Raw genomic sequence first — 22,398 nt, 5'->3', positions numbered from 1 at the left:
CGGAACCGCCAGAGGCACGGAAGCTATTCGGTCACGATGAACTGTGGGGATTCCGGTTCGAACAGGCCCTTCTTCATCACGAAACGAACCCAGATCGCGGCCAAAACGGCACCCACCACCAGGGTGAACCCCGCAATCGAGAACACCTTCGCCGTCAATTCCGGGGATGGCGATGCATGCCAGATGGCATAGACCATCCCGGCAATGCCCAGAACCTGCGGTAGCGGGTAGAACGGGGTCTTGTACGGCCGCGGCAGGTCGGGATAGCGGCGGCGCAGCACGATCACGTCGATATGGACGATGATATAGGCCAGCAGCCAGGCAATCGCCGCGCCCACCAGCAGGACCAGAATCGCATCCGCATTGACGCCATAGAACAGGATCGGCAGCGCGGTCATGCCGGCGACCAGCAGGATCGCGGCCCAGGGCGTCGCGTATTTATGGTGCAGCTTGCCGAAAACCGCGAAGGTCTGGCCATTGCGGGCCATGCCGAAGATCATCCGGGGCACGGCCGCCAGCGATGTATTGACGGTGCTGCATGTCGCCGTGAACGCCGCGATGACCAGCACGAACAGACCGGCTTTGCCAAGGACCGCCTGAACATAGTTGTAATGCGGCAAAGGTGAGGTCGCCAGAGTCTCGGTCGGAACATAGATCAGCGCGCCCCAGCAATAGATCAGATACATGGCCAGGATTATCGTCGCGCCGATGATCATCGCCCGTGGGATGTTGCGCGTGGGATTGGCGCTTTCCTGCACCAGCGGGCAGACGAATTCCAGCCCGACAAAGCCCCAGATCGCCAGCGCGATCAATGAGAACATGCCCCCGCTGAAGGTGCCGACGCTTTCGGTGATGATCTCATCCGGGCGCGGCATGCCCCAGCCGGTCAGCGCGACGATCCCCAGAAGCGAGATTGTCGCCACCATCACGAATGACAGCGCCGACTGGACCGTGGCAAAGACATCCAGCCCCAGGATATTGAGCACCGAGAACGCCGCCAGCAGCAGAAGCAGCAGAAGCCCCGGTGGCAATTCGAGCCCCGTGATCTCGACCAGCATCAGCTCGATCAGCACCAGTTCCGCCGACAGGGCGAACATCGCGACCACAAGATATCCTGAAAATACCGCGACGATGGCTGGGAAATTCCCGATGGCGACCTCGGTAAAGGTGGCCAGCGTGCCGGGGCTTTCGAACATCAATGTCAATTCCGAGAAGGAAAAGACATAGGTCAGCGCAAGACCATAGGCGATCAGCGTGGTCATCAGAAAGCCATAGCCGCCAAAGCCCGCGCCTTGCAGCATGATGACCATGACGCCCTGCGACACCACAAGGCCAACACCTACGGCAATCAGCGGTCCAAGGCCCAGCTTGCCCTTCAGCCCGGGCAAAGCGCCCTGCGCTGCGTTCGGATCGTTCATTGACATGTTCTCTTCTCCCTCTTGGATTGGCTTTTTGTCCGGGCGCCGGTGGTTGCGCTGGCCGAGCATCGCCGGTTGTTTTTTCAATCGGCCTCCGGGCACCGCCGAAGCGGGTGACGACCGGGCCAGGATGTGCGGTCTGGAAGATCGGTTCCGTTCCTGCGCGGCATGGACGCGCGGAATGTCACGGGCGATGGCCGCCTGCGGCGTCTGGAATGCCCTTACCCGGATCGCGGACCTGCCGATGCACATGCCTGCGGGCGCGTCTCTGCCCGCCGTCCCGTCCCGCAGTTGCAGCCATGCGGCCGCAGATCATCGCGGCCCCGGGCGTCCGGGCGGTCATCCGGCACCATCCCGGCGCATATGTCTGTTCGAATTTACCAAGGCCGCCTCCCCCGGCGAAGGTTCGAGTGGCGAATGATATGACCGAACGAACGGTCCGGTTAAATTAACCTTTGCCGAGCCAGTGCTGTGGAAAAACCTAACCGGCCTTCCTTCCGGCTGTCCTGACGGGCGGGTTTTGCGAAAATCGCATGCATCGGGCGGGCATCTGCCGCGCAAACCGGCAGTTTAGGAAGGGCCTAAGCAATGCTGCAAGAAATCATAATGTTCGCGATCTGCAACCTGCCCTAGGTTCCGGCTCAGCACCTCTGCGACATCCGCTTTTGATCAGGAAAGGAGGCCGGAATGGCCTTGGAGAAAACCAATACTCTCGTCGTAGGCGCAGGCCAGGCCGGCGTTGCCATGAGCGAGCATCTGGGCAAGGCGGGCGTGCCCCATATCGTGGTGGAACGCGGCCGCATCGCCGAGCGCTGGCGCAGCGGGCGTTGGGATTCTCTGGTCGCGAATGGCCCTGCGTGGCATGACCGCTTCCCCGGGCTTGAATTCGCGGCTGATCCCGAAGGCTTCGTCCCCAAGGAACAGGTCGCGGATTACTTTGTCACCTATGCAGAACAGATCGGTGCACCGATCCGCTGCGGTGTCGAGGTCAGGAACGCCCGCCGCAACGAAGGTCGGCGCGGCTATATCGTCGAGACCTCCGAAGGTGCCATCGAAGCGGATAATATCGTCGTTGCGACCGGCGCTTTCCAGAAGCCGGTCTATCCGCCGATCGTTGACGAAACAGCGGGTGTCACGCAGATCCACTCGGCCGATTACCGCAATCCCGGACAGCTGGCGGACGGCGCCGTTCTGGTCGTGGGTGCCGGCTCATCCGGTGTCCAGATTGCGGATGAACTGATGCGCAGCGGGCGGCGGGTCTATCTGTCGATGGGGCCGCATGACCGGCCGCCGCGCGCCTATCGGGGTCGCGACTTTTGCTGGTGGCTGGGCGTTCTGGGGAAATGGGACATGTCCGCGCCCGAACCCGGCACGGAACATGTGACAATCGCCGTCAGCGGCGCCTATGGCGGGCAGACGGTCGATTTCCGGCGGCTGGCCAATCAGGGCATGATCCTGCTGGGACGGACCGAGGGATATTCCGATGGCGTCGTCAGCTTCGCGGCCGATCTGAAGGAAAATCTGGACAAGGGCGATGCAAACTATCTGGGCCTGCTGGACGAGGCCGATGCCTATGTCCTGGCCAACGGGCTGGATCTGCCGCAGGAGCCCGAGGCGCGTCGGCGCGAACCGGAACCGGCCTGCGTGTCGGACCCGATCCGCGAACTGGATCTGGCAGAGGCCGACATCACCACCATCATCTGGGCGACGGGATATGTTCAGGATTACAACTGGCTGAAGATCGACGCCTTCGACGGCAATGGCAGGCCGATCCATCAGCGGGGCGTATCGCCGCAGCAGGGCGTCTTCTTCCTTGGGCTTCCCTGGCAGTCCCGGCGTGGTTCCAGCTTTATCTGGGGTGTGTGGCATGACGCCAAGCACATCAGCGAACAGATCGATATCCAGCGCAAGTATATGGATTACCATGACAAGGCGCAGCTCAACACGCAGGATGCCTGAGCTACAGGTGCCGACCTTGCCGACAAGGCCGGTCGCCCTGGTTTCATAATCCGGCACGCAAACGCGACGCATGACGCGTCATTACTGGAGTTCACAATGGCCCATACCCGTATCCGCAAGTTCAACACCAAGGAGACCTATCCGGAACAGAATCTGGATAATGATCTGTGCCAGGCGGTAGTGACGCAGGGCGGCCGGATTGTCTGGCTGCGCGGTCAATGCCCGCAGAATCTGGACGACGCCCGCAATATCGAAAGCCACGATCCGGTCGAACAGACGCATAAGGTCATGCAGAATATCCGTCAGCTGATCGAGGAGGCAGGCGGCAGCATGGAACATCTGGTCAAAGTGGTCGTCTACCTGACCGATGTGCGCCATCGCGAGGCGGTCTACAGGACCATGGGCGAATATCTGAAGGGCGTGCATCCGGTCTCGACCGGGCTTGTGGTGCAGGCGCTGGCGCGGCCCGAATGGCTGGTTGAAATCGACGGCACCGCCGTTATCCCGGACTGAGCCCATGACCTTTTCCCTTGTCGCCCGTTGCGCTGAAACCGGCATGTTCGGCGTTGCCATCTCATCCTCGTCCCCGGCTGTCGCGGCCCGCTGTGCCTTTGCCCGTGCGGGCGTCGGCGCGGTGGCCAGCCAGAATGTGACCGATCCCTCGCTTGGTCCGCAGGTGCTGGACCTGTTGCAGCGCGGCGCCTCTGCGGATGATGCCATCGGCCAGATCTCGCAGCGCGGCAAATTCATGGAATACAGGCAGCTTCTGGCCGTGGATCGGGAAGGCAGAACCGCGATCCATTCGGGTCCGAACTCGCTTGGGATCTGGACGCAGGCATCGGCGACGGATGTGGCATCGGGGGGAAACCTGCTGGCCAATGACGGCGTGCCGCAGGCCATCGTGGACGGTTTCCGGTCATCCACCGGGCATCTGGGCGACCGCCTGATCGCGGCAATGCGCGCGGGATTGGCTGCGGGCGGAGAGGCAGGACCGGTCCATTCGGCAGGGATGATGATCGTCGACAAGGTCAGCTGGCCCGTCGCCGATCTGCGCTGCGACTGGACAGCGGATTGCCCGATTGAAGCCCTTGCCGAACTCTGGGAAATTTATCAGCCGCAATTAGAGGCTTACGTCCAACGCGCCATCGATCCGCGGCACGCGCCGTCCTATGGCGTGCCCGGCGACGAATAAAAACAGGAGGGGGAACCCCATGCTTGACCACCAGGGTTGGAAATCTCGCGCCGCAGGGCTGACGTTCCGCAATCAGGCTTTCATCGACGGCAAATTCGTCGCCGCACGTTCGGGCAAGACCTTCGACAGCATCAATCCCGCCACCGACGAGGTGCTGGCCTCTGTCGCGGCCTGCGATATCGAGGATATCGACCTTGCTGTCGCGGCCGGTCGGCGCGCCTTCGAGGATGGTCGCTGGTCGCGCATGGCACCGGGCGATCGCAAGGCAATCCTGTTGCGACTGGCAGATCTGATCCGCGCCAATCTGACAGAGTTGGCGCTGCTGGACAGTCTGGACATGGGCAAGCTTGTCGCGGATGCAGCGACGGTCGATGTGCCGGGCTCGGCGCGTTTCTTTCAATGGCATGCCGAGGCGATCGACAAGCTTTACGACGAGGTCGCACCGACCGGGCCCGGCGATCTGGCGCTGGTGCGGCGGGTGCCCCTGGGCGTCGTCGGCGCGGTCGTGCCCTGGAATTTCCCGCTGGACATGGCGACGTGGAAATCGGCGGCGGCGCTGGCCGCTGGCAATTCGGTTGTCCTGAAACCCGCCGAGCAATCGCCGCTGTCCGCCCTGCGTCTGGCCGAACTTGCCGCCGAGGCCGGGGTGCCGGACGGTGTGTTCAACGTCGTTCCTGGCCTGGGCGCCACAGCCGGTCGGGCGCTTGGCCTGCATATGGATGTCGATTGCCTTGCCTTCACCGGCTCGACCGCGACGGGCAAGCTGTTCATGCAATATGCCGGTCAGTCGAACCTGAAGCAGGTCTGGCCGGAAACCGGCGGCAAAAGCCCCAATATCGTCTTTGCCGATTGCGAGGATCTGGACAAGGCGGCCGACATGGCGGCCTTTGGCATCTTTTTCAATCAGGGCGAGGTCTGTTCGGCCAATTCGCGTCTTTATGTCGAACGCTCGATCAAGGATGCTCTGGTCGAGCGTCTGGTCGAGCGCGCAAAGGGCATGCAGCCCGGCGATCCGCTTGATCCGGCATCGCGCATGGGCGCCATCGTCGATGAAAAGCAGACGCAGGCGATCATGCGCTTTATCGAGGCCGGGCGCGACAGTGCCGACCTTGCGACGGGGGGCGAGCGCGTCCGCATCGAGGGCAAGGGATGCTTTGTCCAGCCGACGATCTTTTCCGACGTGAAGCAGGGCGATCCGCTGGCACGGGATGAGATCTTCGGACCGGTCCTGTCCGTGATCCCCTTCGACAGCGAGGAAGAGGCGGTCGGAATGGCCAATGACTCGATCTACGGGCTGGCGGCCTCGGTCTGGACGGGCAGCCTGTCACGGGCCTGCCGCGTCTCCGATCGCCTTCATGTGGGCACGGTCTCGGTCAACACGGTCGATGCCCTGTCCGCGCAGACACCCTTCGGCGGCATGAAGCAATCGGGCTTTGGCCGCGATCTGTCGCTGCATTCGCTGGACAAATACACCGCCCTGAAAACCACCTGGATCAAGTACGGCGTCTGATCTTGTAGGCAGCACCTGACCTGTCAGCGCAACCAACACCTAGATCCGCGAAGGAGACGACCATGCGCGATCCCCGCTATGATATCCTGTTCCAGCCGATGCAGATCGGCCCGGTGACAGCACCCAATCGCTTTTACCAGGTGCCCCATTGCAATGGCGGCGGCTATCGCGATCCCTCTGCCGCCGCTGAGATGCGCGGCATCAAGGCCGAAGGGGGCTGGGGCGTCATCTTTACCGAACAATGCGAGATGCATCACACCTCGGAAATCACGCCCTTCATCGAATTGCGGCTGTGGGAAGACAAGGACATTCCGCAATTGCGCCGCATGTCGGAGAAGATGAAGACGCATGGCGCGCTGGCGGGGATCCAGCTTGCCTATTCCGGCATCAACGGGCCGAACCTTTATACCAAAGAGGTTCCGCTGGCCCCGTCCCCGCTGCCGATCCGCACCTTTACCAATGATCCCGTGCAGGCGCGCGCCTTGTCGAAAACCGACATCCGCGATCTGCGCCGCTGGTTCGTGAACGCAGCCAAACGCTCGAAACTGGCGGGGTTCGATCTGATCTGCCTTTATGGCGCGCATGGGTTCGGGATCTTCCAGCATTTCCTGTCCCGCGCGACCAACCAGCGCAGCGACGAATATGGCGGCTCGCTTGAAAACCGCTCTCGCTTCGTGAACGAAGTCATCGCCGACATGCGAGATGCGGTGGGCGACACGATGGGCATTACGCTGCGGGTCAGCCTTGACGAAACCATCGGCGAGCTGGGCTTTTCCAATGCAGAGGTGCGCGATTTCGTCGAAATGAACCGCAACCTGCCGGATCTGTGGGATATGGCGCAAGGCACCTGGGAAGATTGCTCTGGCCCCTCGCGCTTCAAGGACGAAGCAGCGCAAGAGGGTCTGGTGCGCGGCATCCGCGATTTGACCGACAAGCCGGTGGTGGGCGTGGGTCGCTTCACCTCGGCCGATACGATGGTGCGGATGATCAATTCGGGCACGCTGGATTTCATCGGCTGCGCGCGCCCGTCCATCGCCGATCCGTTCCTGCCCCGGAAGATCGACGAGGGCCGGATCGAGGACATTCGCGAATGCATCGGCTGCAATATCTGCATCACCGGCGATATGACCATGTCGATCAGCCGCTGCACCCAGAACCCCACCTTCATGGAGGAATGGCGCAAGGGCTGGCATCCCGAAAAGATGAACGCCAAGGGCGATAGCCAGAACGTGCTTGTCGTGGGGTCCGGCCCTGCGGGGCTGGAGGCCGCACGGGCATTGGCGCTGCGTGGCTATGACGTGGCGATTGCCGAGGCGGGCACCACATTGGGCGGTCGCGTCGCGCGCGAACGCAGGCTTCCCGGCCTGTCGGCCTGGGGACGGGTGCTGGAATATCGCGAATATCAGCTGAGCCAGCGCGCCAATGTCGAAACCTATTTCGACAGCCGCCTGACCGCCGATGACATCATGGAATTCGGTTTCCAGAACATCGCGCTTGCCACCGGCGCGACATGGCGTCGCGATGGCGTCGCACGGCAGCACGTGGTCCCGATGCCCATCGCCAAGGGCGCGAAGGTCTTTACCCCGGACGATCTGATGGACGGCACGATCCCGGCCGGCAATGTCGTGATCTATGACGACGATCACTATTACATGGGCGGCGTTCTGGCCGAGCTTCTGGTCCAGAAAGGGGTCAAGGTCACGCTGATCACGCCCTCGGCCTTCGTTTCCGACTGGACCAACAACACGCTTGAGCAGGCGACGATTCACGCCCGCCTTGATGAGATGGGCGTGGATATCGTGCTGAACCGCGGGGTGACCGAAATCGCCGCGGATCACGTGATCAGCAATTGCGTCTATACCGGCAAGACCCGCAGCTATCCCGCCGACGCGGTGGTGATGGTCGCATCCCGCAGCGGCAATGATCAGGTCTTCCACGATCTGATGGCGCGGAAGGATGACTGGGCGGATGCCGGGATCCGCAGTGTCAAGCTGTTCGGTGACGCCGAAGCCGCAGGGCCGATCGCCTGGGCCACCTATGCCGGCCACCGCTATGCGCGGGAACTGGACATGCCCGATCTTGGCGACGATCTGCCCTTCCGGCGCGAGATCACCGAATTGGCGGCCGAATAGTCATGGCACCTCACCCCTCGACGCTTCAGATCCTGGACCGGCTGATCGCCTTTCCAACGGTCAGTGCCGACAGCAACCTGCCCCTGATCGGATATGCCGAGGATCTTCTGCGCAATGCCGGGTTCGACACGCGGCGGTTGCCGGACGGCAGCGGCACAAAGGCGGGACTTGTCGCGCGGATTGGCCCCGCGGGGCCGGGCGGGATCATGCTGTCCGCCCATAGCGATGTCGTCCCTGTCGAGGGGCAGCAATGGTCCCGCCCGCAATTCCGCCTGACGCAAGAGGGCGACCGCCTTTACGGGCGCGGCACCACCGACATGAAGGGCTATCTTGCCTCGATGCTGTCGGCGGCGCTTCGTGGCACCGACTGGTCGCGCCCGCTGATGCTGGTGATATCCTATGATGAAGAGGTCGGCTGCCGGGGCATCAGGCAGATGCTGCCGGACCTGCGGGCGCTTGGCTGGCGACCCGAGCTTTGTCTTGTCGGCGAACCGACATCCATGCGGCCCGCCATCGGGCACAAGGGCAAGGCGGCCTTTCTGGCGACCTGCCACGGGGTCGCGGGCCATTCCTCGATGGCCCCGCGCTTTGTGAATGCCCTGCATCTTGCCGCCGATCTTTTGTCGGTTCTGCGTCAGAGCCAGGATGAATTCGCGGCGTCCGGCGCACAGGACCGCGCCTATGACATCCCCTACTCTACCGTCCACGCCGGTCGCATGCAGGGGGGCACGGCGCTGAACATCGTGCCCGACAAGGCGCTGGTCGAGTTCGAATTGCGGCATCTGCCCAGCGACGATGCCGCCGCCTTCCTGTCGCGCATCGGGGCGGCCATGGACAGGATACTGGCCGATCGTTACGCGGGCCAGGCCGAGGCTAGGGTCGAGATCGAGATTACCAACAGCTACCCCGGTCTTGATGTCGCGGCAGACGATCCGGCAGTCGCGCGGGTTGCAGATCTGTGCGGAACGGACCGGCCCATCAAGGTCGCCTACGGGACCGAAGCGGGATTTTTCGCCGATCTGGGCATCCCGACGCTGGTTTGCGGGCCGGGCGACATGAACGCGCAGGGACATAAGCCGGACGAATATCTCTGCCTTGGGCAGCTTGCCGAATGCGACGCGATGATGGATCGGATCCTGTCGCAGATCAGCGGGACATGACGTCCGCCCGCATCCTGTCAGACCGGCGCTGACCGGCCGCTGAACAACTGGCCGGTATGCGCCTTGATCCAATCCTGCGCATGGGCCTGAAACGCCTTGTGCAATTCGGTCCGCTCATTGCCAGAGGCCGTCAGAAGACCCAGCTTCATCGACCGCTGATCGCCGCTCAGCGGGACAAATCGCAGCGGCTTGCCATCGGGCGCCAGATCCTGAAGCGGCCGCATGTTGACAATCGAATAGCCGAACCCGTTGGCGACCAGACTGCGCATCACCGCCATGTCGCGCGTCCGTTCCGCGATATTGGCCTTGACCCCGGCCTTGCCGAAAAACGACAGGAAATAATCCGCGCTGTGGGGCAGATCCAGCAGCACCATCGGATGGGGTGCAAGCTGCTCGACCGGGATCGAGGGCAATTGCGCCAGCGGATGCGTGTCGCACAGCGCGACCATGGGCGGAAGTTCGATGACCGGCGTGAAACGAAGGTCGCGCGGCACCTCCAGATCATAGGTCAGCGCCATGTCGATTTTCGCGCGCCGCAGCAGGCTGAACAATTCGGACTGATCGGCCTCGACTTGCGTGATGCGAACATCGACATATTTCTCGATGAAGCTGCGCCGAAGGCCGGGCAGGACCACCTGCGCGAAGCTGCTGAGACAGCCCACCGACATCGGCCCCCTGATCGACCCCGACAGATCCCCCGCCAGATCGCGCAGCGCCGCCGCCTGACGCAGAACCAGCTTTGCGTGATCCAGCAGCTTCTGCCCGGCCAATGTCGGCGTCAGCCCCTGGGCGTGGTGACGCACGAACAGCTCGACCCCAAGCTCATCCTCCAACTGCGACACACCGGCCGAGATCGACGGCGACGACACATTCACCTGCTGGGACGCCGCCGCGACGCTGCCGGTTTCACCGACCGCCACGAAATATTCCAGCTGTCTCAGCGTATAACGAAGCGGCATCGGGCTTCCTCTGCGGCAAAGATCTTCTACGCTCTCACCCTCGGGCGCGGCGCAACACAAAGCCGAGCCGCGCTTAACGCCATCGCTTTCGGTTGGGCAAGGTAAGCGTCTGTAATTATTGACCTGATTTCCCATCCGGCGCAAGCGGACAGGCCGTGACCACCGCATTTCACGTCGCCGGGCCTATGCAATTCAGACATATCAGACCAGGCTCTGGTCACCTTCGGGGAACGACCGGCACCCAGGCGTCACCTCGCCCGGCCACTGGTTAGTTTTCCCCTTACCAAAGCCAAGGTTAATACGCCTTTTCCGGGCCTCTGGCGGCGGGATACCGTCCTTTGCAAGTTGCATGACTGTTTTTCATTCACCCGCAAACCCACCCGACGGGAGTAGTTTTAATGCAAGAAAGCCGTGATCCCAACGACACTGGCAGCGATTTCGCGCTTGAGACCCGCACAATCGGTCCAATTCCCGAAAATGAACGCTTCGGCAGCGTCCGTGACCTGTTCGGGATCTGGTTCGGGATGAACATGTCGCCCCTGACCGTGGTGACGGGTGCGCTGGCGACGCTGGGCCTTGGCCTTCCCATCGGCTGGGCGATTCTGGCAATCGTGCTGGGAAATGTGGTCGGCGGCGTGGTGATGGCGCTTCACGCAGCACAGGGGCCGCAACTTGGCGTGCCTCAGCTTCTTCAGGCGCGCGGTCAGTTCGGCATGTATGGCGCCGCGATCATTGCAGTTCTGGCAGTGGGGATGTTCATCGGTTTCTTCGCATCAAACCTTGTGATCATCGCACAGGCTTTCGGATCCATCCTGCCTGACGTCGACAGCACCCTGGTCCTGATACTGGCCACGCTGACCAGCCTGATCGTCGCATCCATAGGGTACAAGGTGCTGCGTTGGGTCACGATTGCCAGCGCGCTGATCGTGGGCTCGCTTGTCGCCCTGTCATTCCTCTGGATCTTCGTGATCAATGACACCGCCACATATGATTGGAGCGGTGGGCAATTCACCCTGCCCGGTTTCCTGTCGATGTTTGCGATCGGTGCCGTCTGGCAGATCGCCTATTCGCCCTATGTCTCTGACTATTCGCGCTATATGCCCGCCGATACGGGGGCGAAGGGCGCATTTTGGGGCACCTATGGCGGTTGCGTGACAAGCTCTGTCCTGCTGATGGTCCTTGGCGCTTCAGTTGGCGCGATCACGCGGTCCGAGGACACGATGTCGGCGCTGAATTCGCTTATCGGGTCGGCCGGGCCGGTTGTGTTGCTGGGCTTTGCGCTGGCGACCGCCGCATATAACAGCGTCAACACCTATTGCAGCGCCCTTTGTGCGCTGAGCGTTGCCGAGACGTTTCGTCCCGGCTGGATGCCCGGACTGACCAGCCGTCTGGTGGTGACTGTCGCGATCCATATCTGCGGTCTGGCAATTGCGCTGGCGGCGCAGTCGAACTTCCTTGCCTTCTTCTACGATTTCATCACCTGGATGCTGTATATCCTCATCCCCTGGTCGGCGATCAATCTGGTTGACTACTATGTCGTTCGTCGCGGGCATTATGCGGTCAATGAGTTCTTCATTCCGGGTGGCGGTCGTTACGGCAACTGGAATGTCGTTGCCCTGACCCTCTATGTGATCGGTGTCGCCGTGCAGCTTCCCTTCGTGGCGACCGGCGCCTATACCGGATTTCTGGTGGATGATCTTGGCGGGGTGGATATCGCGTGGATCGTGGGGCTGATCGTCTCGGGCGGCGCCTATTACCTGATTGCCCGCAGGTCCGCGCCGCAACAGGATCATGAACAGCCGTCGCTTCAGACCGGCGAGGTGGCGAAATGAGCAGGCCCGGAACCGGATTTTACCATGACGAGCTTTGCCTGTGGCACACGACCGGCGAGGCTGTTCTTTTCCTGCCGATGGGGCCGTGGCTTCAGCCCATGGCGGGCGCAAGTCATCCAGAATCCCCGGAATCGAAGCGCCGTTTTAAATCGCTGCTGGATGTGTCGGGTCTGACGCCGCAACTGGCGGTGAACTCGGCCCCGCCCGCGACACGCGAGGATCTGCTGCGCGTGCATCCGGCAAGCTATGTTGATCGCTTCAAATCGCTCAGCGACGGTCGCGGTGGTGAAATAGGTCACGAGGCGGTCTTTTCTCATGGCGGGTACGAGATCGCCTGTCTGTCGGCGGGTCTGGCCAAGCGCGCTGTTCTGGACGTTCTGGACGGCAAGCTGCGCAACGCTTATTCGCTTTCGCGGCCGCCCGGGCACCATTGCCTCCGCGATCAGGGCATGGGCTTCTGCCTGCTGGCGAATATTGCCATCGCAATCGAGGCCGCCAAGGCAGAAATGGGCCTGGGTCGTGTGGTCGTTTTTGACTGGGACGTGCATCACGGCAACGGCACCCAGTCGATTTTCTACGACCGGGATGACGTTCTGACGATCTCGATCCATCAGGAAAACTGCTTTCCGTTGAACAGCGGAGGCGTGGGTGAACGCGGCCAAGGGCGCGGCGCTGGTTTCAACCTGAATATCCCGATGCCGCCGGGGTCGGGACATGACGCATATCTTTATGCGATGCAGCAGATCGTCCTTCCCGCCATCCGAGATTACGCGCCCGACATGATCATCATCGCCAGTGGCCTGGACGCCAACACGGTCGATCCGCTGGCGCGCCAGATGCTGCATAGCGGCTCTTACAGAGAGATGACCGCCATGCTGATGACAGAAGCCGACCAGATCTGCGGGGGTCGGCTGGTCGCGGTGCATGAAGGTGGCTATGCGGAATCCGTTGTGCCGTTTTGCGGCCTTGCCGTGATGGAGGCGCTTTCCGGTATTCGTACCGAGGTCGTCGATCCGTTCGAGGAGATTTTCATCGGTCAGCAACCCTCGGACCGCGTGACAAGATACCAACGCCAGATCGTCGATGATATCGCAAAAGAGCTTGGTCTGGGCTGATCCGCCCGCGCTTCGGCTTTCGTGACGATCACGGGTAGGCGCCCCGCCCCCCGGTTCGCTCAGCCTGACCCGAACCGGCGGATGGCGTCCCGTTGGCCTGCGTGGAGCATGGCTTCATCGGCGCGCGGAAAGGCGGACCTGCCCGTCGCGACGCCGCACTGTCAGGAACGGTTGGCCGCCCATCTGACCGCCTGTCTGTTTGCGGCCTTGCCTTCTGGCCCCCACGAAGCGCTCAGCGCAGATGCTCTGCCGCGGTTCTGGCGGCAGCGCGCATATTGCGGGCGAACAGGGTCACGTCGATTTCCGTGGCGATGAAGCTTGCCCCCAGATCCCGGCACTGCCGCTGCAATTCGGTGTCGAGCGTAAGGATGCCCGCAGCCTTGCCCGAAGCCACGATCTTTTCGATGGCGGACAGCACCGCAGCCTTTACGTCTGCCGCGCCTGCCTGACCAAGAAATCCCATATCCGCCGCCAGATCCGACGGACCGATGAAGACGCCATCAAGGCCATCGACCGACAGGATCTCGTCCAGCGCCTCAAGGCCTTTTCGGTTTTCCACCTGCGCAAGAAGGCAGATCTCTTGCCGGGCGGTCGTCAGGTAATCGCCAATCGCTGCGAAATCGGACGCGCGGGCCAGGGCCGAGCCGACGCCGCGAACGCCATGGGGCGGATAGGTCACCGCATCGACCAGCGCCCGCGCCTGACCTGCCGTTTCGACCATCGGGATCAGCAGGCTTTGCGCGCCCGCGTCCAGCAATTGCTTGATGATCCAGGTTTCGCCGATGGGCGGGCGCACGACCGCATGGCTGTCGCGCGCCGCGATCACCTGCAGCTGCGCCACAATCGAGCGCAGATCGTTGGGTGCATGCTCGCCATCGACCAGCAGCCAGTCAAACCCGGCACCCGCGCTGATCTCGGCAATATAGGGATCGGCCAGACCCAGCCAGCATCCCAGCTGCAGCTGACCACTGGCAATGGCGTGTTTGAACGGGTTTACGGGTGCGGGCATGGGTCAATCCTTACGCGAAAGAGATGGCGACATGGCCGAAGGCGCCGAAATCGGCGGCGATCTGCGCGCCGGGCGGGGCTTCGACGGGGCGGATGAAGCTACCCGACAGGATGATCTGTCCGGGCTCGATCGTCTGACCATATTGCGCCATGCGACGGGCAAGCCAGACGACGCTTTCCACCGGATCGTTCAGCACGCCGGCCCCAAGGCCGGTTTCCTCGACCTCGCCATTCCGCGATGTGATCGCGCCGACCCAACGCAGATCGAAAGCATCGACCGGGTGCCGCTGCGGGCCCAGCACAACACCCGCATTGGCGGCATTGTCGCTGATCGTGTCCAGTACGGTGCGCGCCTTGCCGGTCGCCTCATCGACCCGGACGATCCTTGTGTCCAGGATCTCAAGCGATGGTGCGACATAATCCGTTGCCGCGATGATATCGTCGCGCGTGACGTCAAGACCGCCAACCGCCGATTTCATCACAAAGGCGATCTCTGCCTCGATGCGGGGCTGGATGAAGCGGCCCTTGGGCACCTGCGCGCCATCGTGAAACAGCATGTCATCGAACAGGATGCCGCTATCGGGGATATCGATATTCAGCGCATATTGCATCGCCTTCGAGGTCAGGCCGATTTTCCAGCCGATCACCTTGCGCCCCTGATCCAGCTTGGCCCGGGAGATGGCGTTCTGAACCGCATAGGCATCGTCCATCGTCATCTTGGGGTAACGCGCGCTGAGCAGGCCGATCTGTGTGCCGGTTTCTTCGGCCTTCAGCAGATCGGCGGCGGCCTGGGCGTGATCCTGAGGTGTCATATCGCTTCGTCCTCGACCGTGTTGCGCAAGATGCCGATGCCGTTCACCTCGACCTCGACCACATCGCCGGGCTTCAGGAATTGCGGCGGATCAAGCCGCGCGCCCGATCCTGTCGGCGTGCCCGTCACGATGATATCACCGGGCTGCAAGGTCATGAAGGTCGAGATATATTCGATCTCTCGCCGGATCGGGTGCATCATGCGGCTGAGGACATCATCCTGCCGGACTTCGCCATTCACGCGGGTGACGATGCGGGCATCGTCCAGTTGCGCCGCATCGGTAAATGGCACGAGCCACGGCCCGATAGAGCCGGAATTGTCCCAGTTCTTGCCCTGCGTGACGTTGAATTTCGCATGGCGCACCCAATCGCGGATGGTACCTTCGTTGCACAGGGTCAGCGCGGCGATGTGGTCATAGGCATCGGCCTGCGCAATGCGCCGCCCGCCCTTGCCGATCACGATGGCGACCTCGCCCTCGTAATCCAGTTGTGGACTTTCCGGCGGGCGGATCAGCGGGCGGTCATGGCCGGTAAAACCGCTGGCAAAGCGTGGAAACAGCGACATGTATTTCGGCTGCGCGCTGCCATCCTTGTATTCGGCATTCCGGTCGGGAAAATTCACCCCGACGCACAGGATGCGGCGCGCATTGGGCAGGACCATGTCGTATTGGAAATCGGTATGGCTGACCGGCCTGCCCTGTGCGGCCTGTTCCAGCTGCCCCAGACCATCGGCCCGAACCGCATCCAGCAGGCTTGGCCATTGCGGAAAGGTATCGTTCAGGGCGATCATGCCCGCATCGGTCACGGCGCCGTAGAAGGTTTCACCATCGGCGGAATAGGTCGCAAAGCGCATTTTCTAACCCCTGTCGCGGCAAAGATGCCGCCTTTGTCGTTTCATATGGCCCGGGTTTCCGGGGCGTGGCCGGTCGCCGTCTTGCAGCGGGCCACGACCCCTTTCGCACCGGTCCCGATTAGGCGGCCCCGATCCGGCGGCCTCGGGCAGGCAGGGCCTGCCATGAAACCGCCGGATCTGTCAGGTTCAACCCGATCAGGGCGCGATGATGGGACTGGCCGCCAGCGCAGAGTCCTTTGTCTCGACGCCGGCAAATGTCGTGCCATGCTTGAACCAGCTTTCGGGGGCCGGTGCGCCCCACAGCGTCTGGCGCTGCGGATCCTTCAGGTCCCATTTGATCGGCTCAAGATCCGGGTCGACCGTCTGGTAATCCGAGCAATAGATCTCGATCCGGTGGCCATCGGGGTCAAGCACGTAAAGGAAGAACGCGTTCGAGATCCCGTGACGGCCCGGACCGCGCTCGATATTGCTGACATAGCCGGTGGTGGACATCAGATCCAGCAGGTCGATGATATTCAGAGGCGTCGGCACCCAGAAGGCAACGTGATGCATGCGCGGGCCGGTGCCGTTGGTAAAGGCCATGTCATGCACGCCGCCCTTGCGATGCAGCCAGGCGGCCCACAGCTTCTTGCTGTCCTCATCCTCGGTATATTCGGTCACGCGGAAGCCGAAATCCGAATAGAAGGCGACAGATGCATCGACATCATGCGTGAAGCAGTTGAAATGGTCGATCCGCAGCGGCTTGACCCCGCGATACAGGGCATATTTCTGATGGATCGGCGCCAGCCGGTCCATCTTGTGATAAAATTCCAGCGGAATGCCGATATTGTCCGAGGTCAGCAGCGTGCGGCCCTGATAGGGGCGTTCGACCCACTCGGTCGGGCGGCCCTTTGCCTTGAAATAGGCCTCGGCGCGGTCCAGATCGTCTTCGTCGAAGGTCTTGAAACCCATCACCTCGACAGTGCCGGGCTGGTCGGATTTCTGCAGGATCACACAGTGGTGCCCGCGCTCTTCCATCGCGCGCAGATAGATGCGGCTGTCATCCTCATCCGTGACCTGAAGGCCAAGGATGTCGGTATAGAACTTGCGCGACGCGGCCAGGTCTTTGACGTTCAGACAGACATGGCTCAGGCGGATGGTATTGAAATCGGGATAAAGGTTCGGTGCGGGAACGGGCATTGGATTCTCCTCAGATCCGGGATTCAGATAATGTCACAGGGAATGTAGATGCAGGCAGTCAGGGCGCGGCAGGGCGCGGCGGATGGGATGGCCTTTCCGCTCATCCCGCCCCAAGCCGGGTGATCTTGTGCTGGCCGGTGGCAAAGCCGACATGCTTTTGCTCCATATAGAATTCAAAGGACCAGTCGCCGCCATCGCGGCCAATGCCGCTGGCCTTGACCCCGCCGAACGGCGTCGGCAGATGGCGGACATTTTCGGAATTCACCCAGATCATGCCGGCCTCCAGCCTGTCGGTAAAGCGCAGGGCGCGGGTCAGGTCATTGGTCCACAGATAGCCGGTCAGGCCGTAGGGAATGTCATTTGCGATCTGCAATGCCTCTTCCTCGGTCTTGAAGGGGATCGAGGTCAGCACCGGGCCAAAAATCTCTTCCTGCGCGATACGCATCTGGTTGCTGGCATTGGTGAAAAGCGTCGGGCGCACGAAATAGCCTTCGTCGCCAACGGTCTTACCACCTGCCGCGACGGTCGCGCCATCCTCGGTAGCGATGTCGAAATAGCTGGTGACCTTCTTGAAATGCTCTTCCGTGACCAGCGGACCGATCTCGGTCGAGGGGTCCAGCGGATGACCGACCTTGATGCTGTTCACGCGGGCGATCAGCTTGTCTTCGAATTCTTCGCGGATGCTGTCCTGAACCAGCAGGCGCGACGAAGAGGTGCAGCGTTCGCCATTGATCGAATAGATCATGAAGATCACCGCATCCAGCGCGCGGTCCAGATCGGCATCTTCAAACACGATCACCGGGTTCTTGCCGCCCAGTTCAAGGTGATTGCGCTTCAGCGTATCGGCCCCCTGTTTCACGATCAAAGAGCCGGTGCGGCTTTCACCGACAAAGGCGATCGCCTTGATCAGCGGATGTTCGCACAGCGCCTTGCCCGCGCCTTCGCCGAATCCGTTGACCGTGTTCAGGACGCCCGGCGGCAGCCCCGCCTCTTCCGCGATCTCGACCAGCAGCCGCGCCGTCAGGGGCGAGGCCTCTGCCGGTTTGTGCACGACCGTGCAGCCGGCGGCCAAGGCAGGCGCGATCTTCCAGGTCGACAGCATGAACGGCGTGTTCCAGGGCGTGATCACGCCCACCGGCCCGATGGGAACGCGGGTGGTCACATTCATCAGCGTCGGCGATTTCAGATGCTGGCCGTCGCGCGCCCGCACCACCTGATCGGCGAAATAGCGAAAGTTTTCGGCCCCGCGCAGGGCGGCCTTGGACATGAATTTCAGCGTCTGGCCGGTGTCCCAGCATTCGCAGAGGGCGATTTCCTCGGCCCGCGCCTCGATCCCCTCGGCCACGCGAATCAGGATCTTCTTGCGCTCCAGCGCGGGCATGTCGCGCCAGTCGGTGAAGGCGGCATGGGCCGCGCGCGCCGCCGCGTCGATATCCGTGGCATCGCCATGAGCCACCTCACAGATGACGCTTCTGTCCACGGGGGTGATGTTTTCGAAAACACCCGCCGCGCCCGGAACATCCGCGCCCGCGATCCGGTTCAGGATGCCGGTGTCGCGGAACCGCTGCAGATAGCCGTTCAGTTTTGCGATATTGTCGTCGAGTACAGTCATGCCTTGCCCTCCAGGTGGCGACGGACCGTCCCGAATTTCGGGGAAAGGTCGGCGTTGATATCCCGCATCTCTGCCGAGAGTGCGATGGAACGGGTTTCCATCGCAGGTGCGAGGAAATCCTTGAGAGTCGCAAAGATGCGCGTCACGGCATCTTTCTTTACATCGTCCGGCCGGCCTTCGCGCAGGCGAATGGACAGGTCGATGAAGCCATGCTTCGGATCGCCATCCGCCATCGCCCAGTGATCCACGCATGTCGCGCGGACACGGATGCCGGGCATGGGAAAGGCCTCGATCCGCGACGCCTCGGCGCGGATGGCTTCGCACAGGGCCGCCATATCCACGACCTCTTCGAGGTTGGCCGAATAGTCGATGTGGAAATGCGGCATCCCATTTTCCTTAACATGTTAATTATTGCTAAGTTAATTGATTACCGGCATGGTTGTCAAGAGCTGGTTCTCGGTGCATGTGAATTTTCAGAAATATTCTCCGAGGTCCGCATGACGCCCAAACTGCCTTCGACGACCCGATCCCTGCCCATCGCGCTGATCCGCGCGCGTGAAGGGGTGATGGCGCCGATCCGCGACATGCTGGCGGAGACGGGGATCACCGAACAGCAGTGGCGCGTGCTGCGCGTACTGTCCGAACATGGGCAGTTGGACACCAAGACGCTGGCCGATCGCGCCAGCCTGCTGTTTCCCAGCCTGACGCGCATGGCCGTGACCCTGCGCGAGAAAGGGCTGATCACCCAGACCCGCGACGATGTGGACCGGCGACGCCAGTTGATCGAGATCACGCCCGAGGGGCAGAAGATCATCGACGATCACTCGGATCGCGCGGCGCAGATCGTTCAGGGCTTCAAGACCACATTGGGCGCCGAAAATTACGAGACGCTGCTTGACCTGCTGGCACTGCTTGATCCCGGCCTGCGCGACTGAGGCGTCACCGTTCCAGCGGCGCACCAGGCATCGAAAATCTCCAGCGCCTTGTCGGCAAAGACCGCATCGTTGATATGGCCGTCGATCCAATGCGCCTCGACATTATCCGGCAGCGCCGCGGCGAGGTCGTTGAAGAACTGCGCCAGACCGGCCGGATCGTGCAGATCGGCCCCCTCGCGATCCCATTCGCCCAGACCATGCCTCGGCAACAGCAGGGCCGTTGGCCCCTTCGCCGTCGAAAGCTGCCTGGCATGGGCGTGGGCAACATCGCGCCGCTCTTCTTCGTTCAGGACGACGCTGACCAGCAGGCGGTTATGGGGGCGCTGCGGGTGATCGACCCATTTTTCGGGCAGGCTGTCCCATCCGACCATATCGACCAGCTCGTAACAGGCAGGCGCGACAAGCTGCGGCGTGCCGTTCAGCCCTGCCGCCGTCAGCCGCGCGGGCCCGGCCGATACGCTTGATCCGTTGATGTGATTGCCCAGCTCTTGCGTGCAGAAATCGAAGACGCAGGCGAATGCGCCCTGCGCGGCAAGGTTCTCAAAGGCCTGCCCGCCCATCCCCGTGGCGTGAAAGACGGCGACCTCGAAGCCGCGCGCTTCCAGCGCCGGTTTCAGCGGGATCACATATTTCAGGGCGGATGTGCCCAGCGACATCATCCCGATCAGGGGCCTGTCCGGATCGGGCAGACGCACGGCGCGGGCGGCGCCCAGAACGGCGCCGGCAGCCTGGCTCAACGACGCCTTGCAGACCGAATTCAACCCGTAAAGCCCACCCGCCCACAGGATCATTTGCGTATCGGCAGCCAGCCTCGTGCGGTCGATCAGCGGCGAGAACGCAACGGTCGAGACGATATATTTCGGCACCCCCAGCGGAAGCACCGACGTCACATCCAGCGCCAGATCGGTGCCCATGGTTCCGCCCAGAACGATCAGCCCGTCAAAGGCACCCTGTGCATATAGCCGCGCGACAAGCAGGCTTGCCCCCCGCGCCATGATCTGCATCGCCTGATTTTCGTCGCCGCTGTCGATGGCCGCGCGGATGGAACTGCCGCCCTCTTGCGCGACGTCATGCTTGGAATAATCGGTGGGCCGGGAGGGATCGCCCAGCACCGAGACATCCATGGTGACGACCTTGCCGCCCTGATCGCGGATCACATCCGCAAGAAAAGCAAGCTCGTCATCCTTGGTGTCATAGGTGCCGATTACCAGAATGGTCTTGTCGGCCATCGCCACCTCCTAGAGCTTGATCCACGCGGTCTTGAGGTTGATGTATTTCTCGATGGCGTGCAGGGACTTGTCCTGCCCGTTGCCGGACTGGCCCATCCCGCCCAGCGGCACGGTGTTATCCGGCCCGCCATAGGTGTTCACATGCAGCACCCCCGCGCGCACGTCGCGCAGCATCCGGTGTGTCCGGCTGAGGTTCGAGGTCCAGATCCCCCCGGCAAGGCCATAGACCGTCGAATTGGCAATGCGCACCGCCTCGTCATCCGAGGTGAAGGGCGTCACGCCAAGCACCGGGCCAAAGACCTCTTTCTGCGCCAGCGTCGCATCGGGGCGAACCCCGGTTACCACGGTCGGCGCCATGTAATAGCCGCCGGTCTCGGTCAGGATGCGATCGCCGCCGGTGACGACATCGCCGCCCTCGGCGCGGGCGGTATCGACAAAGCCAAGATTCTGCCGAAGCTGGGTTTCCGAATTCACCGCGCCGATATGCGTATCGACCAGCAGCGGATCGCCCACGCGCATGGCCTCTGCCGCCTTGACGACCTCGGCCACGAAATCGTCATGGATCGAGGCTTCGACCAACAGCCGCGACGCGGCCACGCAGACCTGACCGGCATTGCGGAAAATGCCTGCCGCCGACACCTTGGCGGCCTCGGACAGGTCGGGCGCATCGGCAAAGACGATATTGGGGGATTTGCCGCCCAGTTCCAGATAGACCCGCTTCATGTTCGAACGTGCCGAATATTCCAGCAGCCGCCGCCCGGTCGCGCCGGACCCGGTAAAGACCAGCACATCGACATCCATCGACAGGCCCATCGCCTCGCCCACCACGGCGCCTTCGCCGGTCACGGCATTCAGCACGCCCGGCGGCAATCCCGCCTCCAGCGCCAGTTCGGCCATCCGCATCAGCGACAGCGAGGCGGTTTCCGCGGGCTTCAGCACCACGGAATTGCCCATCGCCAGCGCGGGGCCCAGCTTCCACGCGCCGATCATCAGCGGAAAGTTCCACGGGATGATCGCGCCGACGACACCGACCGGTTCCTTGTGGACCAGCCCCAGAATATCGCCCTGGGTCGGGGCGATCTCACCATAGACCTTGTCCAGCGCCTCGGCGTAATAGCGGATCGTGGCGGCGGCCGATCCCGGCTCTGCCCGCAATGCCATGCCGATTTCGGTGCCATTGTCCCTGACCCCCAGCACGGCAAGCTCCAGTGCGTTGGCCTCGATCAGATCGGCCCATGCCATCATCACCTTCTTGCGCGCGGCGGGGGGCTGGCCCGCCCAGCGGCGATCTTCAAAGGCGGCGCGCGCGGATGCGATGGCCGTCTCCATATCCTTCGCCGTGCCACGGGCGACCGTCGTCAGAACCTGCCCGTCGATGGGCGAAATGATCTCCATCGTGGCGCCGTCGGACGCGGCGCAATGGCGCCCGTCGATCAGGTGGGAAAAGGCCGGGACAGGTTTGGCCCGAAGGGCGTCGATCTTGCTTTGGTCCATT

The 22,398-nt window shown here is 62.5% G+C and carries 19 protein-coding genes; 9 read left to right on the top strand and 10 right to left on the bottom strand.

What is annotated here, in order from left to right:
• Nucleotides 1–23 precede the first annotated feature (23 nt).
• Entirely contained in the window at nt 24–1,418 is a 1,395-nt protein-coding gene (locus JHX87_RS14005) for an APC family permease (protein WP_272833704.1), read from the bottom strand.
• Between the two features lie 687 nt (nt 1,419–2,105).
• Here JHX87_RS14005 and JHX87_RS14000 point away from each other — a divergent pair.
• The 6 genes from JHX87_RS14000 to argE all read left to right on the top strand — a co-directional run bounded on the left by JHX87_RS14000 (nt 2,106) and on the right by argE (nt 9,371).
• The gene (locus tag JHX87_RS14000; protein ID WP_271885612.1) at nt 2,106–3,377 is read left to right on the top strand and encodes a flavin-containing monooxygenase; all 1,272 of its coding nucleotides are present in this window, start codon (nt 2,106–2,108) and stop codon (nt 3,375–3,377) included.
• 96 nt (nt 3,378–3,473) lie between these two features.
• Nucleotides 3,474–3,890 carry a RidA family protein gene (locus JHX87_RS13995; RefSeq protein WP_271885613.1) on the top strand — a complete coding sequence of 139 codons (417 nt, stop codon included), beginning with the start codon at nt 3,474–3,476 and terminating at the stop codon, nt 3,888–3,890.
• Between the two features lie 4 nt (nt 3,891–3,894).
• Complete coding sequence (locus JHX87_RS13990; protein ID WP_271885614.1) at nt 3,895–4,569, top strand: DUF1028 domain-containing protein; 675 nt, start codon at nt 3,895–3,897, stop codon at nt 4,567–4,569.
• Nucleotides 4,570–4,588: 19 nt separating this feature from the next.
• On the top strand, nt 4,589–6,079 hold the full coding sequence (locus JHX87_RS13985) for an aldehyde dehydrogenase (protein ID WP_271885615.1): 1,491 nt from the start codon (nt 4,589–4,591) through the stop codon (nt 6,077–6,079).
• A gap of 62 nt (nt 6,080–6,141) precedes the next feature.
• Nucleotides 6,142–8,211 (top strand): oxidoreductase, encoded by a 2,070-nt coding sequence (locus tag JHX87_RS13980; protein WP_271885616.1) that lies wholly within the window; start codon nt 6,142–6,144, stop codon nt 8,209–8,211.
• Between the two features lie 2 nt (nt 8,212–8,213).
• Nucleotides 8,214–9,371, top strand: a complete 1,158-nt coding sequence (gene argE / locus JHX87_RS13975) for an acetylornithine deacetylase (protein ID WP_271885617.1) — start codon at nt 8,214–8,216, stop codon at nt 9,369–9,371.
• 17 nt (nt 9,372–9,388) lie between these two features.
• Here argE and JHX87_RS13970 read toward each other — a convergent pair whose 3' ends face one another.
• Nucleotides 9,389–10,330, bottom strand: a complete 942-nt coding sequence (locus tag JHX87_RS13970) for a LysR substrate-binding domain-containing protein (RefSeq protein WP_271885618.1) — start codon at nt 10,328–10,330, stop codon at nt 9,389–9,391.
• A gap of 398 nt (nt 10,331–10,728) precedes the next feature.
• Between JHX87_RS13970 and JHX87_RS13965 the strand changes: the two genes are divergently transcribed.
• A complete protein-coding gene (locus JHX87_RS13965; RefSeq protein WP_271885619.1) occupies nt 10,729–12,162 on the top strand; it encodes a purine-cytosine permease family protein in 1,434 nt (477 codons plus the stop codon).
• A complete protein-coding gene (locus tag JHX87_RS13960; protein ID WP_271885620.1) occupies nt 12,159–13,277 on the top strand; it encodes a class II histone deacetylase in 1,119 nt (372 codons plus the stop codon). The genes JHX87_RS13965 and JHX87_RS13960 overlap by 4 nt, the downstream gene beginning before the upstream one ends.
• Before the next feature lie 232 nt (nt 13,278–13,509).
• On the opposite strand, the gene JHX87_RS13955 is transcribed toward JHX87_RS13960, so the two are convergent.
• The 6 genes from JHX87_RS13955 to JHX87_RS13930 form a co-directional block, all read right to left on the bottom strand.
• On the bottom strand, nt 13,510–14,286 hold the full coding sequence (locus JHX87_RS13955) for an HpcH/HpaI aldolase/citrate lyase family protein (RefSeq protein WP_271885621.1): 777 nt from the start codon (nt 14,284–14,286) through the stop codon (nt 13,510–13,512).
• 10 nt (nt 14,287–14,296) lie between these two features.
• Nucleotides 14,297–15,097 carry a 2-oxo-hept-4-ene-1,7-dioate hydratase gene (hpaH, locus tag JHX87_RS13950; RefSeq protein WP_271885622.1) on the bottom strand — a complete coding sequence of 267 codons (801 nt, stop codon included), beginning with the start codon at nt 15,095–15,097 and terminating at the stop codon, nt 14,297–14,299.
• The gene (locus JHX87_RS13945; protein ID WP_271885623.1) at nt 15,094–15,948 is read right to left on the bottom strand and encodes a fumarylacetoacetate hydrolase family protein; all 855 of its coding nucleotides are present in this window, start codon (nt 15,946–15,948) and stop codon (nt 15,094–15,096) included. Before JHX87_RS13945 ends, hpaH begins: the two co-directional genes overlap by 4 nt.
• A gap of 195 nt (nt 15,949–16,143) precedes the next feature.
• Nucleotides 16,144–17,127 (bottom strand): 3,4-dihydroxyphenylacetate 2,3-dioxygenase, encoded by a 984-nt coding sequence (gene hpaD / locus JHX87_RS13940; protein WP_271885624.1) that lies wholly within the window; start codon nt 17,125–17,127, stop codon nt 16,144–16,146.
• Between the two features lie 100 nt (nt 17,128–17,227).
• Nucleotides 17,228–18,739: a 5-carboxymethyl-2-hydroxymuconate semialdehyde dehydrogenase gene (gene hpaE, locus JHX87_RS13935; protein WP_271885625.1), complete on the bottom strand. Its 1,512-nt coding sequence runs from the start codon at nt 18,737–18,739 to the stop codon at nt 17,228–17,230.
• Nucleotides 18,736–19,125 carry a 5-carboxymethyl-2-hydroxymuconate isomerase gene (locus tag JHX87_RS13930; protein WP_271885626.1) on the bottom strand — a complete coding sequence of 130 codons (390 nt, stop codon included), beginning with the start codon at nt 19,123–19,125 and terminating at the stop codon, nt 18,736–18,738. The genes hpaE and JHX87_RS13930 overlap by 4 nt, the downstream gene beginning before the upstream one ends.
• 111 nt (nt 19,126–19,236) lie before the next feature.
• Between JHX87_RS13930 and hpaR the strand changes: the two genes are divergently transcribed.
• On the top strand, nt 19,237–19,674 hold the full coding sequence (hpaR, locus tag JHX87_RS13925; protein WP_271885627.1) for a homoprotocatechuate degradation operon regulator HpaR: 438 nt from the start codon (nt 19,237–19,239) through the stop codon (nt 19,672–19,674).
• Here hpaR and JHX87_RS13920 read toward each other — a convergent pair.
• Together JHX87_RS13920 and JHX87_RS13915 are read right to left on the bottom strand one after the other, a co-directional pair.
• Nucleotides 19,620–20,903 (bottom strand): Tm-1-like ATP-binding domain-containing protein, encoded by a 1,284-nt coding sequence (locus JHX87_RS13920; RefSeq protein WP_271885628.1) that lies wholly within the window; start codon nt 20,901–20,903, stop codon nt 19,620–19,622. The genes hpaR and JHX87_RS13920 overlap by 55 nt on opposite strands.
• 9 nt (nt 20,904–20,912) lie before the next feature.
• Nucleotides 20,913–22,397 (bottom strand): aldehyde dehydrogenase, encoded by a 1,485-nt coding sequence (locus JHX87_RS13915; protein ID WP_271885629.1) that lies wholly within the window; start codon nt 22,395–22,397, stop codon nt 20,913–20,915.
• Nucleotide 22,398: the final 1 nt, after the last annotated feature.

The organism is Paracoccus fistulariae, from assembly GCF_028553785.1.
GTDB lineage: Bacteria > Pseudomonadota > Alphaproteobacteria > Rhodobacterales > Rhodobacteraceae > Paracoccus > Paracoccus fistulariae.
The sequence above is the reverse complement of the archived record's forward strand: the minus strand, read 5'-3'. Positions and strand labels throughout refer to the sequence as shown.

Excerpts from the sequence above, each read along its gene's own strand:
- JHX87_RS13995 (WP_271885613.1), top strand. The coding sequence starts at position 3,474 with ATGGCCCATACCCGTATCCGCAAGTTCAACACCAAGGAGACCTATCCG.
- JHX87_RS14005 (WP_272833704.1), bottom strand. The coding sequence starts at position 1,418 with ATGAACGATCCGAACGCAGCGCAGGGCGCTTTGCCCGGGCTGAAGGGC.
- JHX87_RS13920 (WP_271885628.1), bottom strand. The coding sequence starts at position 20,903 with ATGGCCGACAAGACCATTCTGGTAATCGGCACCTATGACACCAAGGAT.
- hpaR (WP_271885627.1), top strand. The coding sequence starts at position 19,237 with ATGACGCCCAAACTGCCTTCGACGACCCGATCCCTGCCCATCGCGCTG.
- JHX87_RS13945 (WP_271885623.1), bottom strand. The coding sequence starts at position 15,948 with ATGCGCTTTGCGACCTATTCCGCCGATGGTGAAACCTTCTACGGCGCC.
- JHX87_RS13985 (WP_271885615.1), top strand. The coding sequence starts at position 4,589 with ATGCTTGACCACCAGGGTTGGAAATCTCGCGCCGCAGGGCTGACGTTC.
- JHX87_RS13960 (WP_271885620.1), top strand. The coding sequence starts at position 12,159 with ATGAGCAGGCCCGGAACCGGATTTTACCATGACGAGCTTTGCCTGTGG.
- JHX87_RS13930 (WP_271885626.1), bottom strand. The coding sequence starts at position 19,125 with ATGCCGCATTTCCACATCGACTATTCGGCCAACCTCGAAGAGGTCGTG.
- JHX87_RS13980 (WP_271885616.1), top strand. The coding sequence starts at position 6,142 with ATGCGCGATCCCCGCTATGATATCCTGTTCCAGCCGATGCAGATCGGC.
- JHX87_RS13915 (WP_271885629.1), bottom strand. The coding sequence starts at position 22,397 with ATGGACCAAAGCAAGATCGACGCCCTTCGGGCCAAACCTGTCCCGGCC.
- hpaH (WP_271885622.1), bottom strand. The coding sequence starts at position 15,097 with ATGACACCTCAGGATCACGCCCAGGCCGCCGCCGATCTGCTGAAGGCC.
- JHX87_RS13955 (WP_271885621.1), bottom strand. The coding sequence starts at position 14,286 with ATGCCCGCACCCGTAAACCCGTTCAAACACGCCATTGCCAGTGGTCAG.
- hpaE (WP_271885625.1), bottom strand. The coding sequence starts at position 18,739 with ATGACTGTACTCGACGACAATATCGCAAAACTGAACGGCTATCTGCAG.
- hpaD (WP_271885624.1), bottom strand. The coding sequence starts at position 17,127 with ATGCCCGTTCCCGCACCGAACCTTTATCCCGATTTCAATACCATCCGC.
- JHX87_RS13970 (WP_271885618.1), bottom strand. The coding sequence starts at position 10,330 with ATGCCGCTTCGTTATACGCTGAGACAGCTGGAATATTTCGTGGCGGTC.
- JHX87_RS13990 (WP_271885614.1), top strand. The coding sequence starts at position 3,895 with ATGACCTTTTCCCTTGTCGCCCGTTGCGCTGAAACCGGCATGTTCGGC.
- JHX87_RS13965 (WP_271885619.1), top strand. The coding sequence starts at position 10,729 with ATGCAAGAAAGCCGTGATCCCAACGACACTGGCAGCGATTTCGCGCTT.
- JHX87_RS14000 (WP_271885612.1), top strand. The coding sequence starts at position 2,106 with ATGGCCTTGGAGAAAACCAATACTCTCGTCGTAGGCGCAGGCCAGGCC.
- argE (WP_271885617.1), top strand. The coding sequence starts at position 8,214 with ATGGCACCTCACCCCTCGACGCTTCAGATCCTGGACCGGCTGATCGCC.